Below are 13,265 nucleotides of genomic sequence, written 5' to 3'. Positions count from 1 at the left end.
GAGTGGTTATGGTTGATCGGCACGACTATGTAGCCCTGGAGTGGGTCAAGGGCGAAATTGCCGAGACCCTGAAGCAGGCGCATCAGGCGCTGGAGCATCTGGCGGACGATCCCCAGGCCCTGGAGGCCATCGACCAGTGCCTGGAAGGCATTCATCTGGTCCATGGCAGCCTGCAGATGGTGGAGTTCTACGGCGCCGCGCTGCTGGCTGAAGAAATGGAAAAGCTCGCCCAGGCCCTGCAGCAGGGGCGCGTGGCCCAGCGCGACGAAGCCCTGCGCCTGCTGCGCCAGGCCATCGGCCAGTTGCCCCAGTACCTGGACCGGGTGCAGAGCGCGCGGCGCGACCTGCCGCTGGTGGTGCTGCCGCTGCTCAACGACCTGCGCAGTGCCCGGGGCGAGAGCCTGCTCTCGGAAACCAGCCTGTTCAGCCCGCAACTGCCCAGCCTGCCGCCCCTGAGCGACAAGGCCCTGGCGGCTTTGGAACCCCTGGAGTTGCCCAACCAGTTGCGCAAGCTGCGACACATGTTGCAGACCGCCCTGGTGGACCTGCTGCGCGAGCAGGATGACGAGCAGAGCCTGGGCTACATGGCCAAGGTCTTCGAACGCCTGGAAGCCTTGTGCCAGGACGCCCCGCTGGCGCCCTTGTGGCATATCGCCTCGGCCCTGGTGGAGGGCATGCGCCACGACGAGATCGCCAACAGCCCGGCGGTGCGCAGCCTGCTCAAGGATGCCGACAAGGAGCTCAAGCGCCTGCTGGAACAGGGCATGGCCGGGATCAACCGGCCGGCCCCCGATGAATTGCTCAAGAGCCTGCTGTTCTATATCGCCAAGGCGCGCCATCCCACCCCATTGATGCTGACCATGAAAGAACGTTACGGACTGGATGACGCCTTGCCCGACAGCGCGGTGGTGGACGAGGAGCGGGCCCGCCTGGCCGGCCCCGACCGGGATGCCATGCGCTCGGTGCTGACCGCGGTGTGCGATGGCCTGGTGCGGGTCAAGGAACGCCTCGACCTGTTCGTGCGCAGCGACCGCCAGCACACCGACGACCTCGAAGGGCTGCTGTCGCCCCTGCGGCAGATCGCCGACACCCTGGCGGTGCTGGGCTTCGGCCAGCCGCGCAAGGTCATCATCGATCAGTTGGCGGTGGTCCAGAGCCTGGCCCAGGGCCAGCGCGCGCCGGACGACGCGGTGCTGATGGATGTGGCGGGGGCCCTGCTGTACGTGGAAGCGACCCTGGCCGGCATGGCCGGCACCGTGGAGCCCGAAAGCCGTGAGGAAAGCCGCCTGCCCACCACCGACCTGACCCAGATCCACCAGTTGGTGATCCAGGAGGCGCGGGTTTGCCTGCACCAGGCCAAGGACCTGATCGCCGAGTGCATCGAGGCCGACTGGGACGCCGAACACCTGCAGGCGCTGCCCGAGCTGCTGACCCAGGTGCGCGGCGCCCTGGCGATGATCCCGCTGCCCCGCGCGGCGGGGCTGATGCAGGCCTGCCAGCAGTTTGTCGTCGAACACCTGCTGGCGGCCAGTTCCCGGCCCGACTGGCAGCAACTGGACCACCTGGCGGATGTGCTCACCAGCCTGGAGTACTACCTGGAACGCCTGAGCGAGGACCACGAGGCGCCGGGGGAGAAGATCCTCGATGTGGCCCAGCAAGGCCTGCTCGCCCTGGGCTATGTGCCGGTGGAGCAGGTGCCGTTGCTCGATCAGCCCCTGAGCCCCAGCGAAGCCCTGGTGATGCAGGACCTGCAAGAGCTGGACGATCCCCGGGTGGCGCAGTCCCTGGCGGATGTCCTGGCGGTGCCGGTCTCGGCCCTCAACCCGCCGGCCCTGATCACCCCGGGCAGCCTGTTGCCGCCGCCAGGGGACGAGGAGCCGGTGGACGATGAACTGCGGGAAGTCTTCCTCGAAGAAACCGAGGAAGTGCTGGAGATGCTGCGCGAGTACCTGCCGCGCTGGGCCGCGGACCCCCATGGCACATCTGCCCTGAGCGAACTGCGCCGGGCCTTCCACACCCTCAAGGGCAGCGGGCGCATGGTGCGCGCGCTGGTGCTGGGGGAGCTGGCCTGGGCGGTGGAAAACCTCCTCAACCGGGTGCTGGAGCACAGCGTGGAGCCCGGTGTCGAAGCCCGGCAACTGGTGGCCGACACCCTGCAACTGTTGCCGGAACTGATCGCCGAGTTCGCCCAGCAGGCCCAGCGCCAGCGCGACGATGTCGACCGCCTGGCCGCCCGGGCCCATGCCCTGGCCAATGGTGCGCAAGGCTCGGCGCCAGTGCCGGCCGAGGCCTTGGACCCGCAGTTGCTGGAGATCTTCCGCACCGAGGCCCAGACCCACCTGGACAGCATCAACCGCTTTCTCGAGCAGGCCGCCGAACACGTACCGCTGCAGGCCAGCGACGAACTGCAACGGGCCCTGCACACCCTCAAGGGCAGCGCCTCCATGGCCGGAGTGCTGCCGATTGCCGAGCTGGCCGGCCCTCTGGACCAATTGGCCCGGGAATACCGGGCGCACTTGATCCCCCTGGACCTGGACGAGGTGGAGCTGCTGCTGGAAGCCGAAGGCCTGCTGCGCCGGGGCCTGCGGCAGCTGGACAGTGACCCGCTGGCGCCTATCGATGGCGCCCGCTCCCTGGTGGGGCGCGCCCTGGCCCTGCTGGGGGAGCGCCTGGAAACCCTGCTCAGCGCCCCGGACAGCGCGCCCCGGGCCAAGCGCGACCCGCAGTTGATCAACAACTTCCTGGCCCAGGGCATGGACATCCTGCTGGATGCCGAAAGCCTGCTGCGCCGTTGGCAGCAGCACCCGGGCGAGCGTCAGGAACTCAGCGCCCTGCTGGATGAGTTGACCACCCTGGGCGAGGGCGCGCACCTGGCCGACCTGTACCCGGTGGACGAGCTGTGCGAAGCCTTGCTCGATCTCTATGGCGCGGTGGAAGAGAGCAGCCTGGCCGTCAGCGAGCGTTTCTTCCACGAAGCCGAAAGCGCCCATGATGCCTTGATCAACATGCTCGACGAGCTGGCCGCAGGCCAGGAAGTCAGCCCGCGCCCGGAACGGGTGCAGGCCTTGCGCGAGCTGCTGGATGAAGGTCTGGACCCTTCTGCCACGGGCCTGATCAAGAGCGATGGCAGCCGCGCCCTGAGCATCAGCGAACTGGGCGCGGCCACGGCCCGCCTGGAGCAGGCTGAAGCCCCGATGCAGGCGGACGACGAAATTGTCGAGATCTTCCTCGAAGAAGCGGTGGATATCCTCGAAAGCGCCGACCAGGCCCTGCAGCGCTGGCTGGCCGACCCGGACAATGGCGCGCCACTATCTTCCCTGCAGCGAGACCTGCACACCCTCAAGGGCGGCGCACGGATGGCCGAAGTGGCACCGGTGGCGGAACTGGCCCAGGAGCTGGAGTCGCTGTACGAGGGGCTGGTGGACCGGCGCTACAGCCACAGCCAGCACCTGGGCCTGCTGTTGCGCAGCAGCCACGAGCAACTGGCACTGCTGCTGGAACAGTTGCAGGGGCAGCATCCCCTGGACGAATCCCGGGCGCAGATCGAGGCTGTGCGGTCGTACCGGCAGCAGGCCGCCAGCACCGGCGAAGTGGCCCAGGGCACGGTCGAGGCAGACCGTGCGGCCCAGGACCCGGAGCTGCTGGAAATCTTCCTCGAAGAAGGTTTCGACATCATCGACAGCTCTGCCGCGGCCCTGGCCCGCTGGCAGGCCGAGCCCCAGGGTCGCCAGGAAGTGGAAACCCTGCTGCGCGACCTGCACACCCTCAAGGGCGGTGCGCGCATGGTGGAAATCGCCCCCATCGGCGATCTGGCCCATGAACTGGAATTTCTCTTCGAAGGCCTGTCCGCCGGCCTGCTGCAACCCAGCTCGGTGCTGTTCACCCTGTTGCAGAAGAGCCACGACCGCCTGGCCCAGATGCTCGATGCGGCCCGTGCCGGCCAGCCCATCGAGCCGGCCCAGAAGCTCATCGATGCGATCCACGACCTGAGCCATCCGCGGGTAGCGACCGGCGTTGCCGCAGAAGCTGCACTGCCCAGCACCAAGTCCGAGCCCGCTGCGCCCGCGGCGGAAGCGGCAGTGGCGGGGGACATGGTCAAGGTCTCGGCAGAGCTGCTGGACGACCTGGTGAACCTGGCCGGGGAAACCTCGATCTTCCGTGGCCGTATCGAACAACAAGTCAACGATGCGCGCACGGCATTGGGCGAGATGGAAACCACCATCGAGCGCATGCGCGACCAGTTGCGCCGCCTGGACACCGAAACCCAGGGGCGGATTCTCAGCCGCCAGCAGGTGGAGGCCGAGCGCCTGGGCTACGAAGAGTTCGACCCCCTGGAAATGGACCGCCACTCGCAGTTGCAGCAGCTGTCCCGGGCCCTGTTCGAATCGGCTTCGGACCTGCTGGACCTCAAGGAAACCCTGGACCGGCGCAACCACGACGCCGAGAACCTGTTGCAGCAGCAGGGCCGGATCAACACCGAATTGCAGGAAGGCCTGATGCGCACGCGCATGGTGCCGTTCGAGCGCATGGTGCCCAGGCTCAAGCGCATCGTCCGCCAGGTGGCCGAAGAGCTGGGCAAGGACGTGGAGTTCGTGGTCGGCAACGCCGAAGGGGAAATGGACCGCAACGTTCTCGAACGCATGGTCGCGCCCCTGGAACACATGCTGCGCAACGCCGTGGACCACGGTCTGGAATCGGCCGAGGCGCGCCTTGCGGCAGGCAAGCCGGCACAGGGGCGGATCAGCCTGGACCTGTCCCGCGAGGGCGGCGACATGATTTTCGACATGCGCGACGACGGCGCCGGGGTGCCCCTGGAAGCCGTGCGCAAAAAAGCCATCAAGCGCGGCCTGCTGGACCCCGAGGCGCAGCTCAGCGACCGCGAAGTGCTGCAATTCATCATGCAGCCGGGGTTTTCCACCGCCGAGAAGATCACTCAGATTTCCGGGCGCGGGGTGGGCATGGACGTGGTCCATGAAGAGGTGCGCCAGTTAGGCGGCAGCATGAGCATCGACTCGGTTGCCGGCCAGGGCGTGCATTTTCGCATTCGCCTGCCGTTCACCGTGTCGGTCAACCGCGCGCTGATGGTGCAGTGCGCCGACGAGCAGTACGCGATTCCGCTGAATACCGTGGAGGGCATTGTCCGGGTGCTGCCCGCAGAGCTGGACGGCTACTACCAGCTCGACCCACCGCGCTATGAGTACGCCGGCCAGTCTTATCAGCTGTGCTACCTGGGGGAGCTGCTGCACACCGTGCCCCGGCCGAAGCTGCTGGGCCAGGTGCAGCCGCTGCCGGTGCTGCTGGTGCACTGCAACGAGCAGCGCATCGCGGTGCAGGTGGATGCCACCGCCGGCACCCGGGAAATCGTGGTCAAGAGCCTGGGGCCGCAGTTCGCCGCGGTCCAGGGGTTGTCCGGGGCGACGATTCTCGGCGATGGTCGGGTGGTGCTGATTCTCGATTTGCTGGCGCATATCCGCGCCTTGCAGGCCCAGGCACCGCTGCCGCGCCTGGCGGGCGACGAGCCGGCCAGCGAGGTGCAACCGCCGCGGCCGATGCTGGTGCTGGTGGTGGACGACTCGGTCACGGTGCGCAAGGTCACCAGCCGCCTGCTGGAGCGCCACGGCATGAATGTGCTCACCGCCAAGGATGGGGTCGACGCCATGGCGCTGCTGGCCGAGCACACCCCGGACCTGATGCTGCTGGACATCGAAATGCCGCGCATGGATGGCTTCGAAGTAGCGATCCAGGTACGCAACGACCCGCGCCTGCAACACCTGCCGATCATCATGATCACCTCCCGCACCGGCCAGAAACACCGCGACCGGGCCATGGCCATCGGCGTCAACGACTACCTCGGCAAGCCCTATCAAGAGTCGGTGCTGCTGGAAAGCATCGCCCTGTGGAGCAAGACCCATGCTTGATCACCGCGCCAGCACTCTCACCGGGCTGCTGCTGCCCCTGGCCGACCGTACCCTGATCCTGCCCAACGTGGCCGTGGCCGAGCTGATCGACTATCAGCAGGGCACCTTCGACCTGGATTCACCGCCCTGGTACCTGGGCCGGGTGCTGTGGCGCGAGCGGTGGATTGCGCTGATCAGCTTCGAGTCGGCCTGCGGTGGCAGGACCGTGATTGGCGAGCGGGCGCGGATCGTCGTGCTCAATGCCCTGGGCGGGCGCCCGGAGCTGAAGTTCATGGCCCTGCTGGTGCAGGGCATTCCCCGCTCCTGCAAGCTCGACAGCCAGTTGAGCTATGTCGACGTGCCCCTGGCTGCGCTGGAAAAGGCCGCGGTGCAGGTGGCCGAGCAGGTGGCCAAGGTGCCGGACCTGCTGGCCCTGGAAGAGCTGCTGGTGACGGGGCTCTAGGCCTCTTGGCCGGCAAGCCGGCCGCTACACAACACCGCCGGTAGGAGCTGGCTTGCCAGCGAAGGCAACCCCTCAGCCAATGCGCAACCTGTCCCGCACCTCCATCAGCGCATAGCCCAGCAGATTCAGGCCGCGCCACTGTTCCGGCCGGCTGGCCCTGGCGTCCTCTGCCGCCAGGCCGATGCCCCAGATCCGGTCCACCGGGCTGGCTTCCACCAGTACCTGGTCGCCTGTGGACAGCAGGTATTCACCCAGCGCCTGATGTTGGCTGAACTTGGCCAGGTTGCCCTGCACCACGATATCCAGGCGTGCTTCGGTCCAGCGGGCGTCATCGAAGCCGCGCACCTCGCGACCCAGTTGCTTCACGTCGGCGGGCGTCACGGCCTTGAGGATCCGCCCGTGGGTTTCCTGGTCGCCGAACAGCAGGGCCTTGCCGGCCATCATGAAATGCTCGGCGCTGGGGTATTGAATGCCATCGAGTTCCAGACCTGCGTCGAACCACTGGCTGAAACAGCTCTGGGAGATGCGTCCGTCCCGGGTGGGCTGGTGCCCCCAGAACATCAGGTAGTCAGGCTTCAGGCCATGCTTGAGCTGCTCCAGCAGCGCCTGGTTCGAGCGAATCGGTGTGTCCATGCTGACTCTCATCTTGGTCTGCCCAGGCCGCTCATGGGCCGGTACGGCGGGCATTGTGTACCGAGAGAGCATGAGAGTGCCATGGCTCCCAAATCATTACGCTGAGCGTAACGATCCAACGCCGTGCTTGATTGATGCTCCTTGTTTTCACTCCTAAGGTGACTGCCACGACAGCGAACCCGTGGAGTGAGCATGACAACAATAATTTCCCCCGACGCGCGCTGGTCGCGGCGGCGCAGCGAAAAGCAGCGGCGCCTCGAGCAGGTGCGGGCCATCGCCGATGGCGTGGTGTTGCCGACCGACAAGATCGTCGCGGCCCTGGAAGCGCTGATCCTGCCCGGCGACCGGGTGGTGCTGGAAGGCAACAACCAGAAACAGGCGGACTTTCTCTCCCGCTCCCTGGCCAAGGCCGACCCGGCCAGGCTGCATGACCTGCACATGATCATGCCCAGCGTCGGCCGTTCCGAGCACCTGGACCTGTTCGAGCGCGGCATCGCCCGCAAGCTGGACTTTTCCTTTGCCGGCACCCAGAGCCTGCGCATCAGCCAGTTGCTGGAAGACGGGCTGCTGGAAATCGGCGCCATCCATACCTACATCGAACTCTATGCGCGGCTGGTGGTGGACCTGATCCCCAATGTGGTGCTCTCTGCCGGGTTCATGGCCGACCGCGCCGGCAACATCTACACCGGCCCCAGTACCGAGGACACGCCCGCGCTGATCGAGCCGGCGGCCTTCAGCGACGGCATTGTCATCGTCCAGGTCAACCAGCTGGTGGACGATGTCAGCGAGCTGCCCCGGGTCGACATTCCCGCGTCCTGGGTGGATTTCGTGGTGGTGGCCGACAAGCCGTTCTATATCGAGCCGCTGTTCACCCGTGACCCGCGCCATATCAAGCCGGTGCACGTGCTGATGGCGATGATGGCGATTCGCGGCATCTACGAAAAACACAACGTGCAGTCGCTGAACCATGGCATCGGTTTCAACACCGCGGCCATCGAGCTGATCCTGCCCACCTACGGCGAATCCCTGGGGCTCAAGGGCAAGATCTGCCGCAACTGGACCCTCAATCCTCACCCAACCCTGATTCCGGCCATTGAAAGTGGCTGGGTGGACAGCGTGCATTGCTTCGGCACCGAACTGGGCATGGAAAACTACATCGCCGCGCGTCCGGACGTGTTCTTCACCGGTCGCGACGGTTCCCTGCGTTCCAACCGGATGTTCTGCCAGCTGGCCGGGCAGTACGCGGTGGACCTGTTTATCGGCGCCACCTTGCAGGTGGATGGCGACGGCCATTCCTCCACCGTGACCCGTGGCCGCCTGGCCGGTTTCGGCGGGGCGCCGAACATGGGCCACGACCCCCGCGGGCGCCGCCACGGCACCCCGGCCTGGCTCGATATGCGCCAGGATCAGAGCGATGCACCCCAGGCCATGCTCGAACGCGGCAAGAAGCTGGTGGTGCAGATGGTGGAAACCTTCCAGGAAGGCGGCAAACCGACCTTCGTCGAAACCCTCGACGCGGTGGACGTGGCGCGCAAGAGCGGCATGCCCCTGGCGCCGATCATGATCTACGGCGACGACGTCACCCACCTGCTGACCGAGGAAGGCATCGCCTACCTGTACAAGGCCCGTTCCCTGGAAGAGCGCCAGGCGATGATCGCCGCCGTGGCCGGGGTTACCGCCATCGGCTTGCGCCACAACCCCAAGGACACCGCGCGCATGCGCCGTGAAGGCCTGATTGCCCTGCCGGAAGACCTGGGCATCCGCCGCACCGACGCCAGCCGCGAGCTGCTGGCGGCGAAAAGCGTGGCCGACCTGGTGGAGTGGTCCGGTGGCCTGTACAACCCGCCCGCCAAGTTCAGGAGCTGGTAATGCACGCATTCAACCTGCAATCACCCACCCCGAGCCTGGCCGAGCGCCTGGCGGACCTGGCGGTGGACGCGCTGATCGACGAGGCCGACCTGTCGCCCAAGCCGGCCCTGGTGGACCGCCGTGGCAATGGCGCCCACACCGACCTGCACCTGGGCCTGATGCATGCCTCGGCGCTGTCGCTGTGGCCGGCCTTCAAGGAAATGGCCGACGCTGCCCTGCTGCTCGGGGAAGTGGGCCTGCCCCTGCGTGAAGCCCTGGGGCGCATTGGCCGAGAAGGCGAGCAGGCCATGCTCGCCACCACTGGTGGGGTGAATACCCATCGCGGGGCGATCTGGGCCCTGGGGCTGCTGGTGGCCGCCGCCGCGCTGGAACCTCAAGCCACGAGTGCCGGCAGTGTCGCGCTGCGGGCCGCGCGCCTGGCCTTGCTCGAAGACCGTTATGCACCACGCCCCTTGAGCCATGGCGCCCAGGTGGCGCTGCGCTACGGCGTGCGCGGTGCCCGCGAAGAAGCCCAGCAAGGCTTTCCCGCCGTGCTGCAACTGGGGCTGCCGCAGCTCAAGCGCAGCCGCGCCCAGGGCCATGGCGAACAGAATGCCCGGCTCGATGCCTTGCTGGCGATCATGAGCCGGCTGGCGGACACCTGCGTGCTCTATCGCGCCGGTGAGCTGGGCCTGCAGGCCATGCAGCAGGGGGCCCGGGCGGTGCTCGATGCTGGTGGCAGCGCCACCCTGGCCGGGCGTCGTCGCCTGCATGAACTGGATCTGCAACTACTGACCTTGAATGCCTCGCCCGGCGGCGCTGCCGACTTGCTGGCGGCCAGCCTGCTGCTGGACCGGATCGAATCCGGCGATGCTGTTAACCAGGGAGCGAACTGATGGAAACCTTGTCCTTTGAATTCCCCGCCGGCCAGCCCGGCCGTGGCCGCGCCCTGGTGGGCTGTGTCGGCTCCGGCGACCTGGAAGTGCTGCTGGAGCCGGGGCAGCCCGGCAAATTGAGCATCCAGGTACAGACCTCGGTAAACGGCAGCGCATCGCGCTGGCAGCACCTGTTCGAGCGCATGTTCGACGGCCAGACGCCGCCGGCGCTGTTGATCGACATCCATGATTTCGGCGCCACCCCCGGGGTGGTGCGCCTGCGCCTGGAGCAGGGCTTCGAGGAGATCGGCCATGACTGACAGCGCACGCTTGTTGAACAAGCACAGCTTCGTCGAGCTGGGTGCTCGGCAGCGGGCCCGGGCACTCCTGGATGCCGGCAGCTTTCGTGAGTTGCTGGACCCGTTCCAGCGGGTCATGTCGCCCTGGCTGGAGCGCCAGGGCGTAGTGCCCCAGGCTGATGACGGGGTGGTGATCGCCAAGGGCAGCATCGCGGGTTCGCCGGTGGTGATTGCTGCCATCGAAGGCGCTTTCCAGGGCGGCAGCCTCGGTGAAGTGGGGGGGGCGAAGATTGCCGGCGCCCTGGAGCTGGCCGCCGAGGACAACCGCAACGGCATCCCGACCCGCGCCGTGTTGCTGCTGGAAACCGGCGGCGTGCGCCTGCAGGAAGCCAACCTCGGGCTGGCGGCGATTGCCGACATTCATGCGGCGATTGTCGACCTGCGCCAGTACCAGCCGGTGGTCGGCGTGGTGGCCGGCAGCGTCGGCTGCTTTGGCGGCATGTCGATTGCCGCCGGTTTGTGCAGTTATCTGCTGGTCACCCAGGAAGCGCGCCTGGGGCTCAACGGCCCGCAGGTGATCGAGCAGGAAGCGGGCCTTGAGGAATACGACTCCCGGGACCGGCCTTTCATCTGGAGCCTGACCGGCGGCGAGCAGCGTTTCGCCAGTGGCTTGGTGGACCGCTACGTGGCTGACGATGTGGCACTGATCCAGGCCCAGGTCCGTGAGCTGCTGGCCCTGGGCTTGCCGTCGCGGCAACGCAGCCGCGAGGCCGAGCTGTACCTGCAACGTCTGTCCCGCCTGAACACGACGCCGCAAATCGATGCGGCGACGGTGCGCGACCTGTATCAAGGAGACCGCCCATGACTGCTAGTTCCCTGCGGGGCCTGAACTGGTTCGACGCCTTGAGTGGCGATGCAACCCCCGTGAGCGGCCTGCCACCTTCCTTGAAGGTTGCCGACGGCCAGTTGGACGGGCAGCCGGCGCGCTTCATTGCGGTAGTGCCTGACCCCGACAACCGTTTTCCCCGCGCCCGTCAGGGCGAGGTCGGCCTGCTGGAAGGCTGGGGGCTGGCCAAGGCAGTGGATGAGGTGATCCGCGCCGATCAGGACCAGGAGCACAAGCGGGCGCTGATCGCCATTGTCGATGTGCCGAGCCAGGCCTATGGCCGGCGCGAAGAGGCGCTGGGCATTCATCAGGCCCTGGCGGGCGCCGCCGACAGCTATGCCCGGGCCCGCCTGGCCGGGCACCCGGTGATCGCCCTGCTGGTGGGCAAGGCCATGTCCGGGGCCTTTCTGGCCCATGGGTATCAGGCCAACCGCTTGATCGCCCTGCGTGACCCGGGGGTGATGGTGCACGCCATGGGCAAGGCCTCGGCGGCGCGGGTGACCCTGCGCAGCGTCGAGGAGCTGGAAGCCCTGGCCGCCAGCGTGCCGCCCATGGCCTATGACATCGACAGCTACGCGGGCCTGGGCCTGCTGTGGGAAACCCTGTCGGTGCGGCAGATTGAGCAGCCGACGGCGGAGGATCTGGCCCGGGTCAATCAATGCCTGTTGGCGGCGATTGCCGATGTGCGGGCCAAGGGCGTCGACCTCGGCAGCCGTCTGGGCGCGGTGAACCGGGCGGCGTCGAGCCGAGTCCGGCAGTTGCTGCGGGAGCAGTGGTGAGCGGGTGCGGCCCCTGGCTGCCCCACGACCTGCTGTGGGGCATGACCCCGGCGCAGTTGCCGGGCGATGCGCCGGCCTGGGCCCATGCGGTGCTGGAGGCCGGGCAGCCGGTGGTGGTGCGCCGGGCCCTGACTGCACCGGGGCAGGTTGCGGTGGGTTTGCGCGGTGTTTCCCGGGAACAGCGCTATCCGGCGCTGCTGGATCTGCAAGCCGTGCAGCGCGGGGTGCGCCCCGAGCAGCTGTGTCATGTACCGCCCCAGGGCCCATGGCCGGCGTTGCAGGCGTTGCAGCACTTGCGCGATGAACTGGATGCCCAGGAGTGGATCTGGGGCGTGAGTGGCAGTGCCGGTTTCGAGCTGGCGAGCGGCGTGGCGGCCTTGCATCAGCACAGCGACCTGGACCTGATCCTGCGTACCCCGGAGCCTCTGCCACGGGCCCGGGCCCGTGAATTGCTGGCGCTGCTGGACGGCGCCGGTTGCCCGGTGGATATGCAATTGCAGGTGCCCGGCGGCGCCCTGGCCCTGCGCGAATGGGCCGGGCCGGCTGCCCGGGTTCTGCTCAAGAGCGCCAGTGGCGCGCGCCTGGTCAGCGACCCCTGGAACCCTCAGGAGCAGGCGGCATGAGCAGCCTGCTGGTGTTTCCGGGCCAGGGCGCGCAGCAGCCGGGGATGCTCCAGCGTCTGGCGCAAAGCCCGCAAGCGCGGGCCTGCCTGCAAGAGGCCAGCGATGTGTTGGGGCAGGACGTACTGACGCTGGATTCACCCCAAGCCCTGGCCAGCACCCGGGCGGTGCAGCTGTGCCTGCTGATCGCCGGCGTGGCGGCGGCGCGCACTCTGTTGCAGCCCGATACTCGGGTGAACTACGTGGCGGGCCTGTCCATCGGCGCCTATCCGGCGGCGGTGGTGGCCGGGGCCCTGGAGTTTGCCGACGCCTTGCGCCTGGTGAGCCTGCGGGGTGAGTTGATGCAGCAGGCTTATCCACAGGGCTATGGCATGACCGCATTGATCGGCCTGGAACTGGCGGCGGTGGAAGGGCTGCTGGCCCAGGTCCACAGCCCGCAGAGGCCGGTGTACCTGGCCAATATCAACGCTGACAACCAGGTGGTGATCGCCGGCAGCGATGCCGCGATGCATGCCGTGGCCGAGTTGGCCCGGGGGTGCGGGGTCGGCGTGGCCAAGCGCCTGGCGGTCAGCGTGCCGTCCCATTGCCCACTGCTGGAGCAACCGGCCCAGGCTCTGGCTGCCGCCTTTGCCGAGGTACCTCTGCAGCTGCCGAAGCTGGGCTACCTCAGTGGCAGCCGGGCGCGCCTCATGCGCTCCGTGGAAGCGTTGCGTGACGACCTGGCCTTCAACATGTGCCGCGTCGTCGACTGGCGCGGCACGGTGCAAAGCGCCTACGAGCGCGGGGTGCGCCTGCAGGTCGAATTGCCTCCCGGCGCGGTACTGACCGGGCTGGCCCGCCGGGTGTTTGCCCAAGGGACGGTGATCGCCTTCGACGGCGCGCGCCTGGACACCCTGCAAGCCCTGTTGAGTGAGGAGGGAAGCCGCGACCGATAGAGCACCGACTCAGGCTGACGAAGCACAAGA

General features: G+C 67.6%; 10 protein-coding genes. 9 read left to right on the top strand and 1 reads right to left on the bottom strand.

The genetic code is table 11. The annotated features are described in order from the left end of the window. Positions 1 to 8 precede the first annotated feature (8 nt). Together PFLCHA0_RS28810 and PFLCHA0_RS28805 are read left to right on the top strand one after the other, a co-directional pair. Positions 9 to 5,918 carry an Hpt domain-containing protein gene (locus PFLCHA0_RS28810; RefSeq protein ID WP_015637361.1) on the top strand — a complete coding sequence of 1,970 codons (5,910 nt, stop codon included), beginning with the start codon at positions 9 to 11 and terminating at the stop codon, positions 5,916 to 5,918. Continuing rightward, positions 5,911 to 6,360: a chemotaxis protein CheW gene (locus PFLCHA0_RS28805; RefSeq protein WP_015637360.1), complete on the top strand. Its 450-nt coding sequence runs from the start codon at positions 5,911 to 5,913 to the stop codon at positions 6,358 to 6,360. The genes PFLCHA0_RS28810 and PFLCHA0_RS28805 overlap by 8 nt, the downstream gene beginning before the upstream one ends. 72 nt (positions 6,361 to 6,432) lie before the next feature. On the opposite strand, the gene PFLCHA0_RS28800 is transcribed toward PFLCHA0_RS28805, so the two are convergent. After that, a complete protein-coding gene (locus tag PFLCHA0_RS28800) occupies positions 6,433 to 6,993 on the bottom strand; it encodes an NADAR family protein (RefSeq protein ID WP_041120239.1) in 561 nt (186 codons plus the stop codon). Positions 6,994 to 7,185: 192 nt separating this feature from the next. Here PFLCHA0_RS28800 and mdcA point away from each other — a divergent pair, with 192 nt between their 5' ends. Genes mdcA through mdcH form a run of 7 tightly spaced genes read left to right on the top strand, consistent with a single transcriptional unit; the run spans position 7,186 to position 13,235 of the window. Further along, a complete protein-coding gene (mdcA, locus tag PFLCHA0_RS28795; protein ID WP_015637358.1) occupies positions 7,186 to 8,862 on the top strand; it encodes a malonate decarboxylase subunit alpha in 1,677 nt (558 codons plus the stop codon). Next, positions 8,862 to 9,737, top strand: a complete 876-nt coding sequence (locus tag PFLCHA0_RS28790) for a triphosphoribosyl-dephospho-CoA synthase (protein ID WP_015637357.1) — start codon at positions 8,862 to 8,864, stop codon at positions 9,735 to 9,737. Before mdcA ends, PFLCHA0_RS28790 begins: the two co-directional genes overlap by 1 nt. Beyond that, on the top strand, positions 9,737 to 10,036 hold the full coding sequence (locus PFLCHA0_RS28785; RefSeq protein ID WP_015637356.1) for a malonate decarboxylase subunit delta: 300 nt from the start codon (positions 9,737 to 9,739) through the stop codon (positions 10,034 to 10,036). The genes PFLCHA0_RS28790 and PFLCHA0_RS28785 overlap by 1 nt, the downstream gene beginning before the upstream one ends. Continuing rightward, the gene (locus tag PFLCHA0_RS28780) at positions 10,029 to 10,880 is read left to right on the top strand and encodes a biotin-independent malonate decarboxylase subunit beta (protein WP_015637355.1); all 852 of its coding nucleotides are present in this window, start codon (positions 10,029 to 10,031) and stop codon (positions 10,878 to 10,880) included. Before PFLCHA0_RS28785 ends, PFLCHA0_RS28780 begins: the two co-directional genes overlap by 8 nt. Beyond that, entirely contained in the window at positions 10,877 to 11,680 is an 804-nt protein-coding gene (gene mdcE / locus PFLCHA0_RS28775; RefSeq protein WP_015637354.1) for a biotin-independent malonate decarboxylase subunit gamma, read from the top strand. Before PFLCHA0_RS28780 ends, mdcE begins: the two co-directional genes overlap by 4 nt. Beyond that, positions 11,677 to 12,303 (top strand): malonate decarboxylase holo-ACP synthase, encoded by a 627-nt coding sequence (locus PFLCHA0_RS28770; RefSeq protein ID WP_041752659.1) that lies wholly within the window; start codon positions 11,677 to 11,679, stop codon positions 12,301 to 12,303. Before mdcE ends, PFLCHA0_RS28770 begins: the two co-directional genes overlap by 4 nt. Then, complete coding sequence (gene mdcH, locus PFLCHA0_RS28765; RefSeq protein ID WP_015637352.1) at positions 12,300 to 13,235, top strand: malonate decarboxylase subunit epsilon; 936 nt, start codon at positions 12,300 to 12,302, stop codon at positions 13,233 to 13,235. The genes PFLCHA0_RS28770 and mdcH overlap by 4 nt, the downstream gene beginning before the upstream one ends. Positions 13,236 to 13,265: the final 30 nt, after the last annotated feature.

The sequence above is a fragment of the Pseudomonas protegens CHA0 genome (genome assembly GCF_000397205.1).
In the GTDB taxonomy this organism is placed as follows: Bacteria; Pseudomonadota; Gammaproteobacteria; order Pseudomonadales; family Pseudomonadaceae; genus Aquipseudomonas; species Aquipseudomonas protegens.
This window is presented reverse-complemented; position numbering and strand designations above follow the sequence as displayed.

Excerpts from the sequence above, each read along its gene's own strand:
- PFLCHA0_RS28800 (WP_041120239.1), bottom strand. The coding sequence starts at position 6,993 with ATGGACACACCGATTCGCTCGAACCAGGCGCTGCTGGAGCAGCTCAAG.
- PFLCHA0_RS28805 (WP_015637360.1), top strand. The coding sequence starts at position 5,911 with ATGCTTGATCACCGCGCCAGCACTCTCACCGGGCTGCTGCTGCCCCTG.
- mdcA (WP_015637358.1), top strand. The coding sequence starts at position 7,186 with ATGACAACAATAATTTCCCCCGACGCGCGCTGGTCGCGGCGGCGCAGC.
- mdcE (WP_015637354.1), top strand. The coding sequence starts at position 10,877 with ATGACTGCTAGTTCCCTGCGGGGCCTGAACTGGTTCGACGCCTTGAGT.
- PFLCHA0_RS28780 (WP_015637355.1), top strand. The coding sequence starts at position 10,029 with ATGACTGACAGCGCACGCTTGTTGAACAAGCACAGCTTCGTCGAGCTG.
- PFLCHA0_RS28785 (WP_015637356.1), top strand. The coding sequence starts at position 9,737 with ATGGAAACCTTGTCCTTTGAATTCCCCGCCGGCCAGCCCGGCCGTGGC.
- PFLCHA0_RS28790 (WP_015637357.1), top strand. The coding sequence starts at position 8,862 with ATGCACGCATTCAACCTGCAATCACCCACCCCGAGCCTGGCCGAGCGC.
- PFLCHA0_RS28810 (WP_015637361.1), top strand. The coding sequence starts at position 9 with ATGGTTGATCGGCACGACTATGTAGCCCTGGAGTGGGTCAAGGGCGAA.
- mdcH (WP_015637352.1), top strand. The coding sequence starts at position 12,300 with ATGAGCAGCCTGCTGGTGTTTCCGGGCCAGGGCGCGCAGCAGCCGGGG.